The organism is Mesorhizobium sp. P2_C4 (assembly GCF_056404575.1).
In genome coordinates this window covers 105,472-127,772 of the sequence record NZ_JBFUDT010000008.1, presented here as the reverse complement: position 1 = coordinate 127,772, position 22,301 = coordinate 105,472, and the positions used below count along the sequence as shown (strand labels likewise).

Below are 22,301 nucleotides of genomic sequence, written 5' to 3'. Positions count from 1 at the left end.
CGCTCGCGTCGTGTCTGCTGCACAGCTACCGAAGCAGCATGCCGCGACCCTACGCAGGGACGTCGGCTGTGCCTGGCGCAATGGTAGCGACGATGCTCATGGTTGCACCCACCGTGCTGTTCCCGGTCCGCCAGGTGCGAGAGTCAGCGCCGAAGACCTTGCCGATCGATCGCATCGAACTGAGGTCCTCGATCGTGACGGCGAGGCACGGCAGGAATTTTTCTCGCCAGCAGATCAGGTAGATATCATCGGCCAGTTCGAAATAGTCGGCTTCGTCGAATTCACCGATGCCGGCATCCGGGCCATGCCAACAGTACCAGAAGTAGTATTTCGGGTTCACATAGTAGTGATCATAGATATGCGTATCGCTGTAAACGTAGCGAAAAAACTTGCCGAAAAGCTTGTCGGTGCGCGCAAACTCGACGATGGATGCCTTTCCTATGCTTCCGCTACGATAAGTTAGTGTCGGCACACTCTGCGCGCCGGTCTGCTCGACCCGGGTTAGGAGATTCATGTTCTCCGCCGACTTGTCGGCCACCGAACCTTCAATCAGGAGAACGGCGTCTCGCGTCAGGTCCAGCCATAGGCTGATCGACTTCAACTCGTCATTGGCGTCGATGAAGTCGACGAAATACATCCCATCGCGAACACAGAACGCCTGGTATGGCTGTTGGCCATGCCCCTTGGTACCTTTGGCGCTCCAGGACAGAATGCCCGCGGTTTCGAACGCCAGGCTGAGCCTGTCCCCATCACCAAAGGCGACGGCAAAGGACTTCCCCACCAGATCGGACGTTGGGTCCGGCCTGCCGCCAGAATGATTTTGCAGGATATCTCCGATCTGCGGCCAATGGACGGCGGCAGAAGAAACAGCACTGGTAACCATTATCGAACCTCCCTGTCGCGATCGCAGCGCCACCTCCTCGGTGGCAGCTACGGCTTTCACGCTTGCTCAGATTTTCTTTGCGTTCCTGGCGTTTTCGGCCATGCGCTCGCGTTCGAGCTCGAAGGCCACGAAATCGAAGCTTTCCAGCTCAATTTCTTCGATCGGCGGATAGGGTCGGGGGATCCCATCCCAGCCGATCTGGTCGATGCTCCAATAGAATTCCAGCAGGTTTCCGTCAGGGTCGCGGCCATAGAAGCGTGGCTGGTTGCCGGGACCGCCCTTGCGCGCGTTGACAATGACGATCCCGCGCTCCTCAAAGCGCCTGTACAGCGCAAGCAAGTCGTCGGAGCTGTTCATCTCAAAGGCGATATGGTGCAGGCCGAAGGCATGCTCGGCAGGCGGCTCGACGGCGCTTCTGAGCGTGAAGATCGACAGGCAGTGATGCGTGGAGTCGTTCCGGACGAACGATCCCGACAGGACCGCCACCCCATGCCCTACCTCATCCAGACCGTAGTTGAATTGCTCGGTCAGCTGCATTCCCAAAACCTCGGTATAGAAGCTGACCGACCGCTCCATATCCCGGACGGCGATCCCCACGTGTCCCAGTCGACCGACCCGTAGCGTCATTGTGATTCCTCTCCTGTACGCGATTGGTTTGATTCTCATCTGGTCCGATAATCGGACCAACTTTGTTCGTTATTCGAAACTAGATGACCTTGAGTGCGACGTCAAGAGTGCTTGCGCGCCTACCTGAAAAGGCGCCTGGAGAGGTGGAAAATGCTGAGGAACGAGTTCGATATGCGACTTCCAGGGTCAAAGTTCGCGCCGGTAGCCGCCGGGTTCAACCTTCACGGCGACATGCGCGATCCTGTCTTGACCACATGGAGGGCATCTTCTATGGTACCGAATATCGAACTAATTGTGTTCGATATTCGGATATTGTTTAAGAACTTGACAACTGAAGAGAGCGAAATGACCAAGCTCGTCACTTATATATCAGGAGGCCGGCCCCGCCTCGGCGCGGTGCAAGGCGATATGATCATCGACCTCGCCGACGCCACCGCCGCCTTTCCACAGGTTGTGCCTACGGGCGACAGCTGGACCGCGGACACTATCGGCTTTCTCGCGGCGGGCGCTCCGGCGCTGACCGCCCTGAAGGACATCATCGACAAGGCGTCCAAGCTGGACGCGGCAGACGCGCGCCGGAATTCGATCCTGGTTCAGTCGGCCTCGGTCAGCCTGCTGCCGCCCATCCCCTTCCCGCCCAAGATCATTTGCGTCGGCCGCAACTACGGCAAGCATGCCGAAGAGGCCGGGCGTCCCATTTCCGAGATACCGATCATCTTCGCTCGTTTCGCCAAGACTCTGGTTGCTCCCGGCGGCAATGTGGTGGTCCCGCGTGTGTCCCATCAGCTCGACTGGGAGGGCGAACTCGCCGTGATTATTGGCAAGCCGGGCCGCTACATTTCGCGGGATGACGCGCTCGACCATGTCGCCGGCTACTCCATCTTCAATGACGTGACCGTCCGTGACTACCAATTCCGCATCTCGCAATACACGGCTGGCAAGAACTTCTCCCACACGGGGCCGTTCGGTCCCTATCTCGTGCTCCGCGACGAAGTCGCCGACCCTCACGCACTCCAGATCACCACGACGCTCAACGACGAAGTCGTGCAGTCCGGCAATACGAGCGAGATGCTGTTCGATATTCCGGCCATCATCGAGCACCTGTCGGAGTTCATCGACTTGGAGCCTGGCGATGTCATTCCCATGGGCACGCCGGCCGGTGTCGGCTTCACCCGCAAGCCGCCGCGCTTTCTCAAGGGCGGAGACGTCATCTCTGTCGAGATCGAGGGGCTCGGCACGCTCACCAACCCAGTGGTCGATGAAAGGGCCCCGGCATGAGCAAGTCGGCGCTGTTCGAAAAAGGGCTGCAGATCCGCAAGGACGTCATCGGCGAGGACTATGTCCAGCGTGCTTTCGACAGAGCGGGCGAATTCGGCCGGGATTTCCAGGAACTGGTTACAGAATATTGCTGGGGAGCGTCATGGGGTCGCGAGGCGCTCAGCCGGCGCGACCGCAGCCTGCTCAACATCGTCATCCTCGGTACGCTCGGTCGCAATGCGGAACTCGGGCTGCATCTGCGCGGAGCGCTGCGCAACGGCGTCACCCCAGATGAAATCCGCGATGCACTGATCCAGCTGACGATCTACGCCGGCGTTCCCGCGGGGGTGGAATCCTTCCGGATCGCGCAAGAGGTCCTTGAGAGCCCGCCTGAAACCCAGTCCACCACCGCACCTTCGAAAGGTCAAAAGCCATGAGCCAGATTGCCGAGAACTACAAACGACTCGATACCGTCACCCCGGACAAGCTGTTTCCCGGTCACGACGCGCTGCGGCTCGATGCGACGCTGTCGCTTGTCGGGACGACGCAGGTGCTGCATTTCGCCGACCGGCCGCCCCTGTCGCTCAGTTTCGACGAGAAGACCGTCCGGTGGACCTCAACGCCGGCCGCCAACGTTGCCTATCCTATCGGCGAGGCGAGCTACGAAGCGATCGAAGTGCGGCGCGGATTGCTTGCGGCGACGATCAACCATCCCGAAAGCAATTCGAACGATATGGTGGTGTTCGACCTCGTCAAAAGCCGCGCCGTGATCGTCCATACCGTGATCATGGGCGGAAGCTCTACGGTTGCCGAGCGCAGCGTCATCTTGGAAGCCGGCATTGGAGGAGAAATCGGCGAGCGCTTCGAACCGACCAAGGAACTGGTTGGCAAGCGCATCCACTGGACCTACGGCCCAACCCACTTCTTCGAGCATATCTACATCGAGCCGGAACTCTATGTCTGGCACGGCATTATCGGGCCGGAAGCCGGAATGGGCGCGGTGGAGCCGACCTCGGTCCGCAAGATCGACGAGAAACTCTATCTGTTCAGCTGGTCCGACCGAGCCACGCCTTTCAACGGCGCCCTGGTGATCGACCTCAACGAAGCGCCGAAATCGGCAGGCCGGCTGGTCGGCTGGGATCCAGAAAAACGAGCCATCAGCCAGATCATCGTCGGCGCCACGGGCGTGCTGGTCAACGAAACAAAGTATTGACGGGTCTGTTGCCGGGAGGAATGGCATGACGGGGCTGAGCGAAACGGCGAAGCGGCTGCCGCGCGTCGAACTTTATATCGGCGGACAATGGCGGCCGGCAGCGGATGGTGGCGTTCAGACCGTCATCAATCCAAGCAGCGGTCAGCCGCTCGCCACGCTGAGCATGGCGACAGTGGGCGATGTGGCCGCTGCCGTCGCCTCCGCCCGTGCACAATTCGAGACGGGCGCATGGTCGCGCCTGTCGGGAGCCGATCGCGGCAAGCTGCTTTGGCGGCTTGCCGATCTCGTCGAGGCCAATCGCGAGAACCTTGCCTATCTCGAGGCCATCGATATCGGGCGACCCTATTTCGAGCCGTTCATGTTCGAAATCCCGCTGGCGGCCGATACCTTCCGCCATTTTGCCGGCTGGGCCGACAAGATCGGCGGCAGCACCTTCAACCTGCCGGATTTCGACGGCCGGCAGCGCCATTCCTACACGCTGCGCCAGCCGATCGGCGTCGTCGGCGCGATCACGCCGTGGAACGCTCCAACGATGATCGCCTCGTGGAAGCTGGGGCCGGCGCTCGCCGCCGGCAACACCGTCGTCATCAAGCCGGCCGAGGATGCCTCGCTGAGCACAATCCGGCTGATCGAGCTGATCGAGGAAGCCGGCTTTCCGCCCGGCGTCGTCAACCTGGTGACCGGCAGCGGCACGACCGCCGGCGACGCCCTGGTGCGGCATCCGGGCGTCGACAAGATCTCGTTCACCGGCAGCCCCGGCGTCGGACGGCGAATTGCCGCAATTGCCTCAGAAGCGCTGAAGAAGGTCACGCTCGAACTTGGCGGCAAGTCGCCCCAGATCGTGTGCCGGGATGCGGATCTCGACCGCGTCATCCCAGGCGCTTCGATCTCGCTGTTCGCCAATCAGGGTCAAACCTGCGCCTCGGGCAGCAGGGTCCTCGTCCACGAGTCGATCGCCGATGAGGTGATCGAGCGCATGGTCACTGCGGCCGAAAACATCGTCGTCGGCGATCCCTTTGCGCCGGAGACCCAGATGGGATCGTTGGTAAGCGAAAGGCAGCTGGAACGGGTGAACGGGTATGTGCAGAAGGGCAAGGCCGAGGGCGCCCGCCTGCTGACCGGCGGCAGCCGCATCGATCGTCCGGGATATTTCTATGCACCCACTTTGTTTGCCGGCGGCAACGACCTCACCATCGCGCGCGAGGAAATCTTCGGGCCTGTCGGCACCATCATCCGTTTCCACGACGACGATGAAGCCTTGCTTCTCGCCAATGCGACGGACTATGGCCTGACATCGGTTGTCTGGACGCGCGATCTCGCCACCGTCAACCGTTTTGCGCGGCATTTGCGCACCGGCTCGGTCTGGGTCAACGCTTGGGGGCCGCCGCACCCTGCCCTGCCATGGCTCGGCGTCAAGACCAGCGGCCTGGGGGAGGAACTCGGCCGGTCCGGCATTCTCGCCAACACGGTCGAGAAGACGGTGTCGGTCATTTCATGAGATTGCGACCATCGCCGGTTGCATATTGAAGGTCCCGGGGGTTCGGACTAGTCTCGATTATCGGACAATCGAAGTTCGATATCCATACGCCCGTTGCTGGTACCCGTCGCCACGGACAGCGATGGACGAGTTATGACTATGCCCCGGAAGATTGGAGTCTCCTTTTGGCCGAAATATCGCTGACCGGCGACCAGATGCTCACCGTCCTCGAAACCGTTGGCAAGAAAGGCCCGATAGGCGCAGCCGATGTAGCACGCGTGTGCGACATCAACAGGACTGTGGCCTACAGGCTTCTGGTTACGCTGGAGCAGCGGGCCTATGTTCGGCGCGGCCATGACGGTTACACTTTAGGCAGCGCAGTCAACGACCTGGTCCGCCAACTCGAGCGCGACATTTCCGCCATAGCCCGGCCCTTGATGGGCACGCTGGCCAATGCCGTCGGGGAAACGGTGGTGCTGCATTGCCTCAACAAGGACGAGGCAGTGGTTACCGAACAGGCCTTGGGAAACAGGCACCTCGTCCGCGTGCAACATGTTCCCGGATCGCACCACGCACTCCATCTTGGTGCCAGCGGCTGGGCGATGCTTGCTTTCCAGGACCAAAAGACGATCGCCCGCATCATCAAGAAAGCCTCCGACCCAGACGCTGCGCTGGCGCGCGTCGAGCAGACCCGGCGTGACGGCTACGCGATCTCGCATGACGAACTTCAGATGGGCGTCCACGGCGTTGCCGCACCGCTGATCGAACCTGACGGGCGCTGCAATGCAAGCCTCGCCATATTGGTGCCCAGCAGCAGGGCCGAGACACTGCCGGCACTGAAGCCGAAGCTTCTCGGCATGGTGTCAGACATTTCAAAGCTGCTGTAGAAGGAACCGTGGTCCAAAGTCCGCTCCTCGCTATCTGTTTCTTTTCCAGGTTTCGAATTCCGCCCTGCTTTCCGCCGTGCCCGGGAAGAGCCCGAAGATCGAACGTCCTTCCGCTACCTTTGCGGCCGCGAACGCCTCGTAGCCGGTTATCTCGAAGGCCTCGGCGGCAACTTCCTCGACAATGTCGCGCGGGATGACGACCACGCTTTCGCCATCGCCCACGACGATGTCTCCGGGATAGACGGCAACGCCACCACAGCCGATTGGCAGATCGAGATCGGCGGGGTGAAGGCGGATCGGAGTGGAAGGCGGGGCCGGGCGGTGTGATAGACTGGAAGGCCCAGGGCAGCGATGTCGACCGTGTCACGGAACCCTCCGTCGCTGATTGCGCCAACGCAACCCCTCGCCTTCAACCGCCCGATCATGATGTCGCCCGCGGAGGCCGCGCCAGCATCGCCTCGTGCATCGATCACCAGAACGTGTCCGGCCGGGCACTCCTCGATCGGTTGAACACCAGCCGCCCAGTTCCTATCTGCTGGATGCGTCGGGCGTTCTCCTCCCATTGCGCACGACGCGTTCCCCTCTGGAGGTTTACACCTTCACATCTTGGCCGAGCCTCTGGTTCGGCCATTTTTTGCCGGCCCGCCGCCAGCCACGGCAACACAGCTCGAATTTCGGCTTCTCGTCGACGTCATTCCCTCAAGAGCCGCACACTCTGGTCCGGACTGTTTTGCCTTGGAACGATTGCCGACTGCACAAACAGGGTTATTGGTTCGGCCGCCGTTTTCCATGAGGACATTGTCTGCACCTTTGGGACGGCGACCGAGATTGGCGAGCAAAGGCGGGCGCGGCATGCGCTCGAGCTGTTATGCCGGCAGGGACGGGTTGGTGTTGGGCGGCAGCGCCGCTTCCGCTTCGTGATCGTCGTCAAGGATATCGGCGTTCACGACGAGCGGCCGGCCTATCCAGATCGGATCGACCAGATGGTCACGACGGGGGTTGGTCGTATTCGGGTGGATGAGTATGCTGAGCCCCCTATGGTTCAGCATGAGCCATGGAACGAGTGAAGCGAAAATCTCGTTCGCAAATGAGACCTGGTACATTGCCTGGTCATGCGGGCCGACTTTCTGCTCGTGCCAGTTGCCCAGGCGTACGCGGAACCGCTCTGCGATCCGAAGACGCAGCCATTCGGCGTGTTGCCGCTCGGTCTGCCCGCCGAAGTAGATATGGGCATGATAGCTGGCAATCTCCGCGAGCGGTCTTGGGCTGGCAGGGTCTTCATTCACCTCAATGTTCTCCTTCGATGATCGTCGCGACCGGGAGAACTGTGCCCGAAGCACGCACGCTTGTCTGTAGCCGGCGCGGGATCTACAAACTTGGCGCAGCAGTCGCATAGTCCGTTTCTGAGCATGCTACACGCCTACACACGTGTGAAGGGGAATTCATGATACCTTTGGACACGCTTGTGACCTTCGTAGGTGCTGCCACCCTGCTGGCTTGGGTGCCAGGGCCGGATAACCTCTTCGTGCTGACCCAATCGGCTCTCTGGGGCCGCATGGTAGGCGTGTACGTAACGCTTGGGCTTTGCGTCGGTCTGGTTGTTCACACCGTCGCTGTTTCGCTGGGTGTGGCAGCGATCTTCCAGACGTCGCAGACAGCGTTCGATGCGCTCAAGTTCGTTGGCGCCGCCTATTTGCTCTATCTCGCCTACAGGGCCTTCACCGCGAAGCCAGACGAACTGGAGGCCGTCAAGGAGCGGACTGGGTCTATGCGGCAGATGTTTGCTCGCGGCGTTGTGATGAACGTGACCAATCCGAAGGTCGCGATATTTTTTCTCGCCTTCTTACCGCAGTTCACCGCGCCGGAGCGCGGCAGTGTTGTCCTCCAGATGCTCACTCTGGGAGGTGTATTTATCCTGTGCGCGTTCGCCTCTTTCGTGCTCATCTCCGTCCTTGCCGGTTCACTCAACGACTGGCTGCGGCAATCCTCAAAAGGTCAACTGTGGCTCAATCGCGTTGCTGCTATCGTGTTTGTGGGATTGGCAATCAAACTTGCCACTTCCCATCGGTAGTCATCTAGGTTGACGATTCGAATGTGGTCGGCGGCCGAAGACGAGCACGGTCACAAATCTTTCTCGGCAAGCTCCCGAGATGCGGCGGAGACCGACATGGTGACCTTCAAAGCAGCCGAGCCTTAGCCGACGGTCGGCCTCGACGGGACACTGCCGGACATTGTTTAAGTTTGCTTTGTTATCGGGCAAGATTAACTAGAACGGCTGGCACTACGCGCGAAAAGGCCCGTTGGGGATTGCTTTGAAAAAGGAATGAAATGAGCCGTCAAAACACATTCGATGGTTTGTCCGAGTTTTTGGCCATAGCAAAGCGGCAGAGCATCCGAAAGGCTGCGCTCGATCTCGAGGTGACGCCGGGTGCGATCAGCCAAACGCTTCAAAAGCTTGAGCGTCGTCTGGGAGCGCCGCTTTTTCACCGCACGACACGGCGCATATCCTTGACCGAGGCAGGAGAGACCCTGCTTGCAAAAATCGCCCCTGCAGCGCAACTCATCGAGACGAGCCTGGGGGAGACATTCCAGTCTTCAAGCGAACCGTCAGGCACCTTGAAGCTCATAGTCGAGCGTCTTGCCTTGTCCCATGTCCTAGAACCGATCCTGCCGGCTTTTCGTGAGGCCTGGCCGAACGTGAAGGTCGACATAACCGTAAGCAATACGCACGGAGACTTCATCGCCGAGGGCTACGACGCCGGTATTCTCATCGGATCATATATTGCCAAGGAGATGGTCGCGGTGAGGCTTTCACCGCCCTTCAAATGGGCGGTTTTCGGATCACCTGACTACTTTGGGAAAAATGGACGTCCTCGGGTGCCAGGTGACCTCACAAAACATCAATGCGTCCGGTTTCGACGACCGGCCAAAGGCGACATCTATCGATGGGAGTTTCTCGAAAGCGGACAAAACGTCAGCATCGAACCTAGTGGCCCCTTGACCGTGAACGACGGCGAACTCATGCAGAACCTTGCAGCGCAAGGTTTGGGCTTGATCTATTCATCAACCTTTCACGCATCGCGAAGGGTTGCCGCCGGCCAACTTGAACCCGTTCTGCTCGACTATTCACCGGGTACCGACGGGCTATTCCTGTACTTTACCAGGACAGCGCAAAACCAGCCCAAGTTGCGAGCATTCATTGACGCCTGTTCCCAACTAAGGCGCTCATCGCCTGCCTAGCCAGCGACAGCTCAACCTGCCCAAATGATGCAAGCCTTGCGCCGCGAGGCGTTGCATCGTGTAGGTATCATGGGACGGTAAGCGTTTTCAGATACGTGATAATGTCCGCCCGATCGGCCGGTTTCACCACGCTAGTGGTCATGCGCGTGCCCTGCAACATCTTGGCTGGACCCGACAAGAAGGCATCAAGTGTCTCATCCGTCCAGATGATGTTCGAATTCGCGACCGCCGCAGAATAGCGATAGCCTTCTACCGCTCCGGCTTTCCGGCCGAACACGCCATTCAAAGCGGGCCCGGACTTGTTTTGACTCTCAATCGAATGGCACGCCGCACATCGATTGAAAAGCTGCTTGCCGCGAACAGCGTCTCCTTCTGCAAAAACAGAACTGGGGCAGATGACACAGACGATCGACGCTATGGTGAGAAACCGCAAGATCTGGGTCATGCGTTAGGTCCTTTCTTCGATATTGATTGGTAATGTTCGGACGCCGACGCTGACTGTCCGCACCGTCGCCGCGGCAAGCCCGCGTACCATGGCGAGGTCGTCAACGCCGCCGATGTTGGGCTCCCGCCGGATCTGAGCTTGCGGGGGGACGGAACTGGTCAGCGCTACACTGCAAACAGCCGTCGCGGCGACTGCTGCAGAAAGAAACTTTCGGCGAGTGTTCATCATGCCAGAATGAGCTCCCTTGAAGGGCGGTGCGATCGACACGCCCCCCCTTCTCGGGCACAAGCAATGGCGATCAACCACGGCAAAACAGCAACACTCGTGGGTGGCACTTCCGAATTGAACGCATTTTCCTCTCATTTCATTCTGCAGTACCGAGCCGCCAATGGCGAGCGCTCAGCCGCCGCGACTCGCCAAGGAATCAGGCCGCCCAAAGCCGAATGGAGCATCTTTTATAGGTTTATTTATTAGCCTTTTAGCTCTTTGGTCAACCCCCAGATGTGCCCAGCCAACGCAACGAATGGGCCTGTGAGCGGTGGCCGATGCCGCCACGCTCGCGCCGAAGGCGGCCTTCCTGCGCGCACGGCTGTGGCATCCCCAGCCTTGCGACACTGTTGAAATCGTTGAGCGAACCGACAAGCAGCTAGTCGCGAACTGTATTTATAGCCGCGCGACGCCGACGTCTGATTTCGTCAATCATATGGTCTTATGGCCTATAGGATTGCACTTCCCCCCAAAGGCACCGTTAGTCGAGTGGCGAGCAACTTCAAGAAATCCCATGGCCCTACGGGGTTGAGGTCGGCCACAATCATGGGCTATATGGGCCACATGGATGAACTAAAAGGCGATCGCGTGGACCTGAGCCGAAGCGCCGTTTCGCGCTACATTCAGCTCGCCACCCTATTCCGCAGGCGGATCGAGTCGGGCCAGTGGCCCGTGGGAGAGCAAATCCCTACCATTGACGAGCTGTTGGCCGAGTGCGGGGTCGCCCGCGCGACGATCCGCCAGGCTCTGGGGCTGGTGGAGGCGGACGGCCTGATCGAGCGCCTCCGGGCCAAGGGGACCTTCGTCAAGCGGAGGCCGCAGGACCGGCTCTGGTGCGAGGTGGAGACCAATTGGGAGGGGCTCCTCAGCTCGCGGGACGGCGCCGAGATCGAGGTGCTCTCGGACAGCATGGGCGGGCCGCCGCTTGTCCACCACGCGATCGGGACGACCGGGCAGAACTACCGTCACCTCAAGCGCCGGCACTCGCTCAACGGGCAGCCTTTCCTCATCGCTGACGTCTACATCGACGAGCGGTTGGCGAAGAAGGTCACCGACAAAGACGTCAGGTCCAAGACGGCGCTGCGGCTGGTCGCGGGCATTGCGGGCGTGAAGATTACTGAGGCGAGGCAAACCCTGACGATCGGCACCGCGGACATCGAGACTGCGGCGCTCATCGACATGCCTCTCAACGCGCCGGTCTGCCACGTGGCGCGCTCGGCGGTCGATCAGCGCGGCAAATTGGTCCTGGTGTCGAATGGCATCTATCGCGGCGAGATCGTCCGCGTGGACGTCAAGCTCAAGTAGGCGCGCCCGTCAGAGCGCCGAGGTAGCGGGGCCGGGCTTTTCCGGGAAGGCGGACATGCCCTCCTTCTGATCGGGCTTGCGAATAGTCACCCAAAGAATCCTGCGCTCTTCCGCCGGCGCCTCCGTGAGGGACTCTCCCAACCGGGTGGCGCGCTTGACCCAGCGACTCCCAGCAGGGGCATGAGGCGATCAGCATCGCCGGCGCGAGCGCCGTGGCGAGCGCCCCCTTCCGAGAAGAAACAGGCTTGCGAAATTCATAGATTGACAATAGTATAGACTTATGGACCTTTTGGAATGCAGGACGCTTTCCCCGGCGGAGTTTGCGCGGAAATGAAGTTGCACTGGTCGCCAAGGTCTCCGTTCGTTCGCAAGGTAATGATTGCCGCACATGAACTCGGTCTCCACGAGCGCATAGAACTCGTGCGCTCGGTCGCGGATATGACGCGTCCCAATTCGGCGATCATGGGCGACAATCCCTTGAGCAAAATCCCCACCATGACACTCGAAAACGGAGAGCCGATCTTCGATTCCGTTGTTATTTGCGAATACCTCGATGATCTGGCTGGTGGCGGCCGGCTGTTTCCGGCACACGGTCCCGATCGCTGGCGCGCGCTGACGTGGCATGCACTAGCGACGGGTCTGCTCGACGTGCTGGTCCTGTGGCGCAATGAGCGTGACAAGCCCAAGGAACGACAAACTCCCGAATGGCTGTCGGCCTTCGCGACCAAGGTCGACGCCTCGCTCGACCGTCTGGAGAGCCTGGTTCTGTGCCTCGATGAGGCGTCCTTCGGCATTGGCCATATAGCGATTGGCTGCGCGCTCGGCTACCTCGACTTCAGATTTACAAACCTCGACTGGCGCGCAAAGCGCCCTGCGCTCACGGCATGGCAAACCCAATTCAAGAGCCGCCCTTCGGCAATCGCCACGGAGATCATGGATGTCTAAGCAAGCCATTGCCCGGCAAGGGCCGATGGCCCACATCCGCATACTGGATCTCGGGCGCATCATGGCAGCACCGTGGGCAACGCAGATCTTCGCCGATCTCGGCGCCGAAGTGATCAAAATCGAGCGCCCTGGCGCCGGCGATGACACACGCAGCTGGGGGCCGCCGTTTCTCGCCGATCGAGATGGGAAGAAGACCCGGGAATCCGGTTATTATCTCTCCGTCAACCGCGGCAAGCGCTCCGTGACCGTCGACATCGCCAAGCCCGAAGGGCAGGCGATCGTGCGCAAGCTGGCCGAGACGGCCGATGTCGTCATCGAGAATTTCAAAGTAGGCGCGCTCGCGAAATACGGGCTCGACGCAACATCGCTGCGCACATTGAAGCCGGACCTCGTCTATTGCTCGGTGACCGGGTTCGGCCAGAGTGGACCGCGCGCCGACCAGGCGGCTTACGATTTCGCAATCCAGGCCATGGGCGGCCTGATGAGCGTCACGGGCGAGCGCGACGAGATGTCCGGCGGCGGTCCACAAAAGGTCGGCGTTCCCGTCATCGACATCATGACCGGGATGTACGCCGCAGTCGCCATCCTCGCCGCCCTGGCTCGACGCTCGCAAACGGGTGCGGGCGAGACGATTGACCTGGCCATGCTCGACGTGGCTTCAGCATTCCTTTCCAACCAGGCGATGAACCACCTGGTTTCCGGGCGTACCCCCCAACGCGGCGGTAACCGCCATCCCAACATCCAGCCGCAGGACGTGTTTGCCGCAAAGGACGGCCGATTCGTACTCGGGGTCGGCAACGATGGACAGTTCGCAAAATTATGCGCTGTGCTCGGCTGCGACGCTTGGCCGGGCGACCCGCGCTTTGCGAGCAATGCGGCGCGCGTCGGCTCCAATGTCGAGTTGACAGGCTTACTGGGCGACGCCTTCGCGCAATGGGAGCGGGACAAGCTTCTGGCCGCCCTCGATGCCGCGGGTGTTCCGGCTGCGCCGATCAACAGCGTGCCTGACGTTTTCGCCGACCCGCAAATCGTGCACCGACAGATGCTGCGACTGATCCCTCATCCGCTGTCGGGCGAGGTTCCACAGGTAGTGAGTCCCATTAATTTCCTGGATGCGCCGCTGAGCTTCGACAGGGCGCCGCCGCTGCTTGGCGCAGATACGGCGGCCGTCCTGGCTGAAATCGGCATCGACGCAGGCGAGCGAGACCGCCTCGCGGCCGCGGAGGTCATATGAACGCGCCAATGCTCGGGGATTCCGCACGCATTCCATTGCCGGCCGTCGCCGAGATGACTCCGGAACAGCGGCGCATCTACGACAAGGTCGTAACCGGCCCGAGGGGTCGCATGATCGGTCCGCTGCGCGCGGCGATCCAGAGCCCGGAACTTGCCGGCTTGTGGTCCGACCTCGGAGAATTTCTCCGCTTTCGTACCTGCCTGCCGGCGCGCCTCAACGAACTCGCGATCATAACGGCCGGGCGACGATGGACGGCACAGATCGAATGGTGGGTGCATGCACGTTCCGCAATCGAAGTCGGCTTGCCGGAATCGGTGGTCAAGCACATTCGCGCGCTAACCCCGCCGGTCTTCGACGAGCCAGCCGACTACGAAGTCTACGAATTCTCTCGCGAGCTGCAAACGACCGGTCAGGTCAGCGAGGCGACCCATACGGCCGTGATGCGGCGCTGGGGCGCTCGTGGCGTGGTCGAACTGACCGCAGTGATCGGCTACTACACCATGGTTGCGATGACGCTGAATGCGCATCGCATTCCCGTGCCTGAGGCGCACGAGCCGCTTCCCGAAACCGGGTCACTCGCAGAATTGCCGAGCGCGCGGCTAAGCGATGGCGTCGACGCATGACCGGCGTGGCGACCATTCCCGCGCCTGCTGCCTCGGCGCCACGCCGCCAACTTCCGCCAGGTGCCTGTGACACGCATTCGCATGTGTTCGGTCCGTTCGATCGCTTTCGGCCGCACCGGGCTTCCACATATGCGTTGCCGAATGCGTCGCCCGACGTTCATGCGGCGGTACGCGCGGCGCTCGGCATAACGCGGGGCGTGCTCGTGCAACCCGCTCCTTACGCCGACGATCCGTCGGCAATGCTGAACGCCTTGTCGCAATCGAACCGCGCCTTGAAGGGCGTCGCTGTCGCGACCACCGGTGTTGGCGACCAAGCCCTTCAGGCCTGGTCCGCCAGCGGGATTGTCGGCTTGCGGTTTACCGAGATGCGCACACCCGCCGGCGACAGATATCCCGGCAGCGTCGGTTTTGACGAATTACGTCAACTAGCGCCGCGGATGCGGCGCATTGGGCTGCACGCGCAGCTTTGGGCAAGCGCTGAAACGCTGGCCGCCGAACTGCCGGACCTCGCGCGCCTCGGCATTCCTCTTGTGCTCGACCACATGGGCTGCCCCGCGCCCGACCGCGGCGTCGCCGATCCGTCGTTTGCAAAAATAATCGAGGTCTTCCGGGGCGAAAACATCTGGGCGAAGCTTTCAATCTGTCGCGTCTCGAAGAACGCACCGGACTATCCCGACGCGCGCGCCTTTCACGCAGCCTTCATTGATGCGGCGGCTGATCGCTGCATCTGGGGTTCGGATTGGCCCTATGTCCGGCTGTCGCCCGCCCCTGACGCCGGCCGGTTGCTCGATCTCTTTCTTGACTGGACACCGGACAAGGCCACGCACCAACGTATACTCGTCGACAACCCTGCGCGACTTTACAAGTTTGGAGGTGAAGAATGACTTTCAAGGGGCTCGAAGAGATCACGAAATTCCGCGTCGAGATCAAGGATCACGTCGCGACGGTCACGATCGCGGCGCCGCCCGCCAATGCGCAGGATCGCCGCTTCCGCGAGGAATGCATCAAGATTTTCGACGTGCTCGGCGCGGAAGTCAGCGTTCGAGCGATCGTGCTGACCGGCGATGGCAAGACTTTCTCCGCGGGCGCCGATCTGTTGGAGCGGCCGGCGCTTGTCAGCGAGCCCGGCGGCTATTCGCGCCACAACCGGCTCGTTCGCGCCTGCTTCGATTGCGTAATGGAATGCCCCAAGCCGGTGATCGCCGCCGTCAATGGCGCGGCCGTCGGCGCCGGATGTGTGCTTGCGCTCGTCTGTGACATTGTTGTGGTCGCCGAGGAAGCATTCATGTCGATGACGGAGGTCGACTACGGCCTCGCGGGAGGCACCCGGCATGTGTTGCGGTCACTCAGCCCATCCGACGCGCGACTGATGATCTACACGGCAATGCGCGTGACGGGACCGGAACTCTACCGCATGAACGCCGCGTCGGCCTGCGTGCCGCGCGAGCATGTCATCGAAGAAGCGACCGCCATAGCACGCAAGATCGCTGAGAAGGGACCGCTTGCGGTCGCTGCCGCCAAGCGCTCGTTCGGCCTTACGGAGGAGATGCCGTTGCGCGACGGGTATCGCTACGAGCAGACCCAGACGGCCCTGCTCGCAGAGACAGAGGATACCAAGGAGGCGCTCGCCGCCTTCCGCGAAAAACGCAAGCCCGTGTTCAAGGGGCGATGAGCCCACGCGACAGACGGCCCCGGCCACCGGTCGGAACAGCAGGCTTTGATCATGATCGCCGCGCAATGAGTGCGCGGTGACGCCCAACAACAAGCCAGTTGGCAATGGGAACGGAGACGTCAAACATGCAACCGGAGCATTCAGCAACTCGATCCGAAATCGATGCACTCTACCGCAAGGTCTTCTGGCGCACGATTCCGATCCTGGTCGTCAGCTATATCATCGCTTTCGTAGACCGCGGTAATGTCGGCTTCGCCAAACTGCAATTCATGAGCGACCTCGGATTTACCGAGGCGGTCTTCGGCCTCGGCGGCGGCCTGTTTTATCTCGGTTACAGTCTCTTCGAGGTTCCCAGCAATCTCATTCTCGCAAAGACCGGCGCACGACTGACGCTGTTGCGGATCATGGTGCTATGGGGCGCGTGCTCGGCGGCATTGGCCTTGATGTCTACACCCGCCCACTTCTATGTTCTGCGATCGTTGCTCGGTGCGGCGGAAGCTGGCTTCTTCCCTGGCGTCCTCTTCTATCTGACAACGTGGATACCGGCGTCGCGGCGCGCCCGCTTCACCGCCATGTTCATGTCGGCGATCGGCATCTCCGGCGTGATCAGCGGACCGATCTCGGGCGCAATCATGCAGGGCTTGGAAGGCGTAGCGGGATTGCGCGGCTGGCAATGGATGTTCATTGCCGAGGGCATACCGGCCTGCCTGATGGGCGTGATCGTGTATTTGTTTCTCGCGGACCGTCCGGCGACAGCCAAATGGCTGTCGCCGCGCGAGCGGGACATCGTCGAGGCGGAGCTTGCGAGCGAGGCGACGGACAAGAACGTCGAGCGGCAGGCCTCGTTCCTCGGCGCCTTGACCGATCTGCGAGTCTACAGCCTGGTTGCGATGTCGATCTGCCTGATCGCGGGCGGCGCCGGCATTTCGCTGTGGCTGCCGACGATCGTCAAGCAGTCGGGTGTCGCCAACGTGTGGTATATCGGTCTTCTCTCGGCGATCCCGTGGGCAGTCGCCATCATCGCACAGCAGCTTTGGGCCAGGCGTTCCGACCGGATCGGCGAACGGCGTTGGCACGCTGCAATTCCTGCTTTTCTGGCGGGGCTGGGGTGGATTCTCCTTCCCTCGGTGCGTTCAAGCGTCCCGCTATCGCTGGTAACGCTTACCGTGATGACGAGTGGCTTTCTCTGCGCGACCGGGCCGTTCTGGACGATGCCGGCGCGTTTTCTCTCGGGCTCCGCCGCGGCCGGCGGCATCGCGCTGATCACGACTGCGGGAAGTATTGCAGCCTTCTTCGCCCCGACAATTGTCGGCTGGGTGGCTTTCACGACAGGATCGCTCTCTCTGGGCCAATATTTCTATGGTGGCCTCATGATGCTCGGTGCGGTGATCATGCTTGTGGGAACGCGGACGCTTTCGATCCGTGAGACCTCTGCAAATATTCAACCCCTCGCAAAGGCCTGACCTGCTCCTCGATCGGTCGGTGCGGCGCCGCTGACTTCCTGGTTGGGGCAACACTAGCGCCGTTGGCATCCGCATCCTTGCGTTGCCAGCGGCTCGACGCCGCCGCACTCACCGGTTCGACATCGACGACCCGCCAGCATTTCTCGACGCCGCCAGCGACGAAGAATCGACGGCGCTGAGAAACGCTCGTCGCTTTGGATGTTCGCGGGATGGCTCAAAGGATATCAAGCCGCGGAACGTGCTCCAAGTTCCAGGCAGGCTTTGCCCTCTCAGACTTCGGGCCTGGTCAAGCACCGTGACCTGATGCCCATAACCCCACAGCGACGAGACGTTGGCGCGAAATTCACCATGGCGCCAGAGAGGCGGTGAGAGGCGGCAGCGAGGGCTTTCGGAGGATGCATTCTCATTCGCCGAGACTGAAGTGAGTTGATGCGGCGGCGCCGCAGTCCCGACTTCCAGTTGGCAAACCGTGGGACCGGCCGAGCGCTCCCGACGACGTCGCTCGCGACCGCCCGCACGCGGCTCTATTAGTCCGAAAACCTAATGCTTACGCCGCGCTGCCGAAAATTGAGCATGCATCAACGTGCGGCCCAAGCAGTTGTTCTGCGCCAACTTGGTCGGATCGAACGCGCTCTCGTGCCAGCGCTGCCTTAAGCGTCGCGATAATGTGCATCGATGTCGGCATTGTCCGCCCGGAGCGAGGCATGGATACTTTCGGTCATCTCGGATCCGCCGTAATCGGCTGCAGAGGCGCTGCCGCATTGCAGCCTGACATCGTCAACAACGTACGCCCGGGCTCGACCGAATGGGCCGGTCGGGAAGCATCCCTTTTGCCGTTTCGGCAGCCCTCATTAGATATCTTGGCACCGTTGGCCTCGAAATCCGGTCCGTGCTGACGCCGGTGCAACAGGAAGTTTTGACGTTGCACGTGGGAAGCAGCTTCCTAATGTGGAAAGCGGACGGCCCATCACTTTTTTCGCATTCACCACCCCTAGGGCTATTGCCGGAGCGTGAGCACCTTTTGCTCGCCGTCGCCGACGTCACGCCCGATATCGACGACGAGGTGGGGCGGCCCATCCAAGACATGCCGCTAGCGCCGCTCTCCGGGACGCTGGTCGCAGCAGTTCGGTGCCCGGCGGACATGCCGAGATCGAGAACCTTCGCGTATCCGCCACCAGATGCTCGCCGCGCCTGGCGATGATTTCAAAATATGCGCAAAACCGGCTCAGCCTGGCGCGACTCTCGCACCGCGTGCGTGGGCTGGGGCTCGCGATCCGCGCCAATGAGATCCCCCGAACACGCATGCCGTTGCAAGGCGTCCGGAGAACCACTGGTCGATCACCTGATCGACCTCCAAAAAGCCGGAACTAATGATCGAGGCCCGTGCGGCTGTCGATCATCGTGGTTGTTCCTTCTTTTTGGTTTGGGATCAAAACATGGTGTTTTGGTTGGCCGCTTCGGCGGGAACAGGCTGCGAGACATCCCAATGCTCGGCAATGTGTCCGTCTTTCACACGGAAGATGTCCATGATGGCCAGACCTCCGGTGCCGTCCTCTTTGCCCCCTGCATGAACATGCAGCCAGACGAGATCGCCTTGGGCCGCACTGCGTATAATGCGGCCGCTGGCGTGGGGGTTTGCTGCCAGAAGGCCGGTAGCGAACTTCACAAACCCCGCCTTACCGGTCGCCACCCTCGGGTTGTGCTGAATGTAGTCATCGGCCACGATTTCGCTTGCGCCTGCCACGTCGTGCTCATTGAAGACCTGGTTGTAGAAATGGATAACCAACTCGCGGTTCGCTTCCTCGACCGCAAGATCGCGTGAAGCCGTTTGGGCCAGAGCTGGGGCAGCCGCAGCGAGGGTCACCGCAACGGTTGCAGCGGCAAGCAGTCTGATTGGATCGAACATGAGTTTCTCCTTTTGGTTTGAAGTCAGTAGCCAACGGTGAAGGGCTGGCGGATGTGCTTTGGGTCTTCGATCTCGTCTGCCATGGCCATGGCGTAGTTCTCTAACGAGTTGCAGGAGCGATCTCCCCGCGCAGGAGCTGGCCCGTCCTTGCTCAGCTGGAATTTGCCGGTGCGTACGATCGCCCGAACACGTATGCCGGGGCAAAGCGTCCGGAGAACCACCGGTCGATCACGAAGGTGTCGACTTCTGCTCGCGGATAATCTGATTGATCTCAAACAGTCGGAACCAATGATCGACTGGCACGGCTCTGACCGCCGGCCAAGCCTCCGCTCAGTTGCCATTCAAGGCTTTCACGACCGATTTGAAGAGATCAACCCGCTTGGGAGGACTGTTGTAGCCGGCAATAACCATAACGGTGCGTGTTTGACGATCGACATAGACACTTTGGCCGCCTACGCCCTGAGCGGCGAAGCCGTCTAGTCCGGGAACCGCCCACCAGAAATAGAAATAGTTCTTTTCCGGAAAGCTGGTACTGGTCGATTCATTCACCCAAGCGGGCGGTACGATCTGCTTGCCGTTGGCCTTGCCGTCGTCAAGCATAATCTGGCCCAACCGCGCAAAGTCGCGTAGCGTTGCTGCAAATCCCGCACCATACCATTCATGCTGGCGTCCGCGTGGCCCTTGCATGATCCAATATCCCGGCGCCTCCATGCCCGCCGGCTGCCAGATCGCCTCGGTCATAAGCTGCGCAATGCTCTTTCCTGTTGCGGCCGCTATGACCTTTCCGGCTAGCTCCGTTTCGAGCGTCGAGTAGTTGAACTTCGTCCCTGGATCGGCGACTGGCTTTAGTTCGCGCGCGACATCTTCGTAGTACGACTTTTCTGTGTTGGTGGACGCATCACGAACGCCGTCAAGGAAGCTTCCGGGAGAATAGTCTTCCACCCAGGACGTGCCCGTGCGCATTGTTAGAAGGTTACGCAGTGTCACCTTATCGTAGGCGGTTCCTTTGAGATCCGGCAAATATTTGACCACCGGATCGTTGACATTTATCTTCCCCTGTCCCTGCACAATGCCAAACAGCATGGAAGTCCAGGACTTCGACATCGAGAACCCAATGTAGCGGCTGCTCTCGCTGCCGCCGTTGCGGTGCACTTCCCGCACGATCTTCCCGTCACGCATCACAACAATGCCGTTGATGCGCAAATCCTGTAGCGCCGCAAGGAATGTCGTCTCTTTTCCCTCGATTTGGACCGGCGTGTCGTCCGGCAGCTTCAGTGTGGACGATGGCAAGGCCCATTTATTCGGTCCCGGTTCGACGGAACGCGTGTCGAAAAGTTCGTCAAGGTGACGGTAGGTCAGCAAGTTGAACGTGTCGCTGGTCTTGTTACGTCTCGCCTCCACAAGCGCAGGATCGAGCGGCTTCGCCAAGGCCGCAATCGAGCCCGCCGACAGTGCAATTGCCACACCGAGAATTGCGAATCTGGATAGAGAGAACCCGGTTGTCATTTCATTTCCTCCCAGCGATTGTCCAATGCGTTGCAGAAAATTCCAGACCTAAAAGTCTATAGGCTAGCTTATTAGCACATTACGTTGCACCCGCAGAATTGCAAGTCAAATTTTGCGCGCGATAGGAGCCGCGTGCGGTCAGCAACCCAGGCACAGTATGAGCACACCGGCGCGGCATCTTTGTCGTTGCGCAGCAGACAATGACCATCGGAACGCCGAATTGCAGCACATGCCGCTCATCCTTACCCGGCCCACCAATGTCCATCGTCGGGCGGTCGAGATTAAGTGATATGCAGCCCCTCAGTCGCGGCGGCCGCCCCCGTTGGGAACCGCCGCGTCCGTTAGCAATCAGTTCTTCAACTGATCAGCCCAGTCGGCGATCGCGTCGGCGACCTCGGCCGGTTTCTCGGCGGGTAACGCGTGGCTTGCCCCCTCGATCACCTTGACGGTTACGCGCTCACCCAACTCATCCTTCAGCTCCTGCCGCGACGATGCAGGCCGGAAGGGGTCGGAGCCCCCTTCAAGGTCGAGCATCGGAGCCGTTCCGCCTGCCCACCAGTCTGCCTGGTTCGTCAGCTTCATCGCCGCCCTCTGGCTTTGGGTGACGTCGGCATGCCACCCCTCAAGCCAAGGTGTCGGATCATTGCCTTCGGCGAAGAAAGCGAGTCGCAAGCCTCCTAGGCGTTGTTCACGGGTGGAGGCTGGGTCATTGATCATGACGATTGCATCGCTAAGTTCCTTCGGCCATTTCCTCGCCCCGGCTGCCACCAGCACCACACCGCGCGTCAGATCTGGATGGTCGGATGCGATGGTGCGGGCGATCCAGTTGCCGTATGCATGGCCCGCCACGATCGCCTGTCCACCCTCCTTGCGAATGATGGCTGCATAATCATCGGCGAAGTCATGGAAAGACACCGCCTCCATTGGCCCCTTGCTTGCGCCGATGCCCCGCGGATCCACCCACAGCCCGCGATAGCCACGGGCAGCCAATCGCTCCGCAAGCGCGCCGAACTCTTCAGTCCCCCGGCCCTGCGAGGGAATAAACAGAATAAGCGGCCCGTCTCCTTGCGTGCGATAGGTGATGGTGGCTTTGCCGTTCGTCACGGATTTGATGACCGCCTCCTCCGCATGCGGGGCACTCGCCGCCGAAACGGCCGCAAGGACGAGTGCGATGAGGAGACCTTTCCCCCGGTTCGTCATGTCAGTTCCTCCTTCTATAGTGGCAAAAGGACATTAAGCTGACTTATTGTCCTTTTTCAAGATAAAGCTGATAGTCTAGCATTTTGACTGATCCGCGGAGCCTGTAGGCCGTGTCGATCCGATGCAGCGGACTGCAGCAAACTCGTGTGGT

The 22,301-nt window shown here is 60.7% G+C and carries 23 protein-coding genes; 14 read left to right on the top strand and 9 right to left on the bottom strand.

Annotation, left to right across the window (positions count from 1 at the left end):
• Window positions 1–49: 49 nt before the first annotated feature.
• Window positions 50–883: a MoaF C-terminal domain-containing protein gene (locus tag AC1DX6_RS25640; protein WP_477318509.1), complete on the bottom strand. Its 834-nt coding sequence runs from the start codon at window positions 881–883 to the stop codon at window positions 50–52.
• A 66-nt stretch (window positions 884–949) separates the two neighbouring features.
• Window positions 950–1,510 carry a VOC family protein gene (locus AC1DX6_RS25635; protein WP_477318507.1) on the bottom strand — a complete coding sequence of 187 codons (561 nt, stop codon included), beginning with the start codon at window positions 1,508–1,510 and terminating at the stop codon, window positions 950–952.
• 270 nt (window positions 1,511–1,780) lie between these two features.
• On the opposite strand from AC1DX6_RS25635, the gene AC1DX6_RS25630 reads away from it, so the two are divergent.
• The 5 genes from AC1DX6_RS25630 (at window position 1,781) to AC1DX6_RS25610 (ending at window position 6,344) form a co-directional block, all read left to right on the top strand.
• The gene (locus AC1DX6_RS25630; RefSeq protein WP_477318505.1) at window positions 1,781–2,788 is read left to right on the top strand and encodes a fumarylacetoacetate hydrolase family protein; all 1,008 of its coding nucleotides are present in this window, start codon (window positions 1,781–1,783) and stop codon (window positions 2,786–2,788) included.
• Entirely contained in the window at window positions 2,785–3,204 is a 420-nt protein-coding gene (locus tag AC1DX6_RS25625; RefSeq protein WP_477318503.1) for a carboxymuconolactone decarboxylase family protein, read from the top strand. The genes AC1DX6_RS25630 and AC1DX6_RS25625 overlap by 4 nt, the downstream gene beginning before the upstream one ends.
• On the top strand, window positions 3,201–3,980 hold the full coding sequence (locus AC1DX6_RS25620) for a MoaF C-terminal domain-containing protein (RefSeq protein WP_477318501.1): 780 nt from the start codon (window positions 3,201–3,203) through the stop codon (window positions 3,978–3,980). Before AC1DX6_RS25625 ends, AC1DX6_RS25620 begins: the two co-directional genes overlap by 4 nt.
• A 25-nt stretch (window positions 3,981–4,005) precedes the next feature.
• Window positions 4,006–5,478 carry an aldehyde dehydrogenase family protein gene (locus AC1DX6_RS25615; protein ID WP_477318499.1) on the top strand — a complete coding sequence of 491 codons (1,473 nt, stop codon included), beginning with the start codon at window positions 4,006–4,008 and terminating at the stop codon, window positions 5,476–5,478.
• A gap of 164 nt (window positions 5,479–5,642) precedes the next feature.
• Entirely contained in the window at window positions 5,643–6,344 is a 702-nt protein-coding gene (locus tag AC1DX6_RS25610) for an IclR family transcriptional regulator (protein ID WP_477318497.1), read from the top strand.
• A gap of 30 nt (window positions 6,345–6,374) precedes the next feature.
• Here AC1DX6_RS25610 and AC1DX6_RS25605 read toward each other — a convergent pair whose 3' ends face one another.
• The 3 genes from AC1DX6_RS25605 to AC1DX6_RS25595 form a co-directional block, all read right to left on the bottom strand.
• Window positions 6,375–6,566, bottom strand: coding sequence for a hypothetical protein (locus AC1DX6_RS25605; protein ID WP_477318733.1), 192 nt, complete (start codon window positions 6,564–6,566; stop codon window positions 6,375–6,377).
• A complete protein-coding gene (locus tag AC1DX6_RS25600; RefSeq protein WP_477318495.1) occupies window positions 6,491–6,907 on the bottom strand; it encodes an RraA family protein in 417 nt (138 codons plus the stop codon). The genes AC1DX6_RS25605 and AC1DX6_RS25600 overlap by 76 nt, the downstream gene beginning before the upstream one ends.
• A 303-nt stretch (window positions 6,908–7,210) precedes the next feature.
• On the bottom strand, window positions 7,211–7,630 hold the full coding sequence (locus tag AC1DX6_RS25595; protein WP_477318493.1) for a DOPA 4,5-dioxygenase family protein: 420 nt from the start codon (window positions 7,628–7,630) through the stop codon (window positions 7,211–7,213).
• A gap of 158 nt (window positions 7,631–7,788) precedes the next feature.
• On the opposite strand from AC1DX6_RS25595, the gene AC1DX6_RS25590 reads away from it, so the two are divergent.
• Together AC1DX6_RS25590 and AC1DX6_RS25585 are read left to right on the top strand one after the other, a co-directional pair.
• Entirely contained in the window at window positions 7,789–8,415 is a 627-nt protein-coding gene (locus AC1DX6_RS25590) for a LysE family translocator (RefSeq protein WP_477318491.1), read from the top strand.
• A gap of 257 nt (window positions 8,416–8,672) precedes the next feature.
• Entirely contained in the window at window positions 8,673–9,584 is a 912-nt protein-coding gene (locus AC1DX6_RS25585) for a LysR family transcriptional regulator (protein ID WP_477318489.1), read from the top strand.
• Between the two features lie 67 nt (window positions 9,585–9,651).
• Here the strand turns inward: AC1DX6_RS25585 and AC1DX6_RS25580 are convergent, their stop codons facing one another.
• Window positions 9,652–10,029 (bottom strand): c-type cytochrome, encoded by a 378-nt coding sequence (locus AC1DX6_RS25580; protein ID WP_477318487.1) that lies wholly within the window; start codon window positions 10,027–10,029, stop codon window positions 9,652–9,654.
• Window positions 10,030–10,842: 813 nt separating this feature from the next.
• Here AC1DX6_RS25580 and AC1DX6_RS25575 point away from each other — a divergent pair.
• The 7 genes from AC1DX6_RS25575 (at window position 10,843) to AC1DX6_RS25545 (ending at window position 17,538) form a co-directional block, all read left to right on the top strand.
• The gene (locus tag AC1DX6_RS25575; RefSeq protein WP_477318485.1) at window positions 10,843–11,601 is read left to right on the top strand and encodes a GntR family transcriptional regulator; all 759 of its coding nucleotides are present in this window, start codon (window positions 10,843–10,845) and stop codon (window positions 11,599–11,601) included.
• A gap of 294 nt (window positions 11,602–11,895) precedes the next feature.
• Window positions 11,896–12,546 (top strand): glutathione S-transferase family protein, encoded by a 651-nt coding sequence (locus AC1DX6_RS25570; RefSeq protein ID WP_477318483.1) that lies wholly within the window; start codon window positions 11,896–11,898, stop codon window positions 12,544–12,546.
• The gene (locus AC1DX6_RS25565; protein ID WP_477318481.1) at window positions 12,539–13,780 is read left to right on the top strand and encodes a CaiB/BaiF CoA transferase family protein; all 1,242 of its coding nucleotides are present in this window, start codon (window positions 12,539–12,541) and stop codon (window positions 13,778–13,780) included. The genes AC1DX6_RS25570 and AC1DX6_RS25565 overlap by 8 nt, the downstream gene beginning before the upstream one ends.
• Window positions 13,777–14,403 carry a carboxymuconolactone decarboxylase family protein gene (locus AC1DX6_RS25560; RefSeq protein ID WP_477318479.1) on the top strand — a complete coding sequence of 209 codons (627 nt, stop codon included), beginning with the start codon at window positions 13,777–13,779 and terminating at the stop codon, window positions 14,401–14,403. The genes AC1DX6_RS25565 and AC1DX6_RS25560 overlap by 4 nt, the downstream gene beginning before the upstream one ends.
• Window positions 14,400–15,287 carry an amidohydrolase family protein gene (locus AC1DX6_RS25555; RefSeq protein WP_477318477.1) on the top strand — a complete coding sequence of 296 codons (888 nt, stop codon included), beginning with the start codon at window positions 14,400–14,402 and terminating at the stop codon, window positions 15,285–15,287. Before AC1DX6_RS25560 ends, AC1DX6_RS25555 begins: the two co-directional genes overlap by 4 nt.
• Window positions 15,284–16,075, top strand: a complete 792-nt coding sequence (locus AC1DX6_RS25550) for an enoyl-CoA hydratase/isomerase family protein (protein ID WP_477318475.1) — start codon at window positions 15,284–15,286, stop codon at window positions 16,073–16,075. Before AC1DX6_RS25555 ends, AC1DX6_RS25550 begins: the two co-directional genes overlap by 4 nt.
• A gap of 125 nt (window positions 16,076–16,200) precedes the next feature.
• Window positions 16,201–17,538, top strand: a complete 1,338-nt coding sequence (locus AC1DX6_RS25545) for an MFS transporter (RefSeq protein WP_477318473.1) — start codon at window positions 16,201–16,203, stop codon at window positions 17,536–17,538.
• Between the two features lie 1,429 nt (window positions 17,539–18,967).
• Here AC1DX6_RS25545 and AC1DX6_RS25540 read toward each other — a convergent pair.
• From AC1DX6_RS25540 to AC1DX6_RS25530, 3 genes are all read right to left on the bottom strand, one after another.
• On the bottom strand, window positions 18,968–19,444 hold the full coding sequence (locus tag AC1DX6_RS25540) for a nuclear transport factor 2 family protein (RefSeq protein WP_477318471.1): 477 nt from the start codon (window positions 19,442–19,444) through the stop codon (window positions 18,968–18,970).
• Between the two features lie 330 nt (window positions 19,445–19,774).
• Complete coding sequence (locus AC1DX6_RS25535) at window positions 19,775–20,950, bottom strand: serine hydrolase domain-containing protein (RefSeq protein ID WP_477318469.1); 1,176 nt, start codon at window positions 20,948–20,950, stop codon at window positions 19,775–19,777.
• Window positions 20,951–21,298: 348 nt separating this feature from the next.
• Window positions 21,299–22,150: an alpha/beta fold hydrolase gene (locus AC1DX6_RS25530; protein WP_477318467.1), complete on the bottom strand. Its 852-nt coding sequence runs from the start codon at window positions 22,148–22,150 to the stop codon at window positions 21,299–21,301.
• Window positions 22,151–22,301 lie beyond the last annotated feature (151 nt).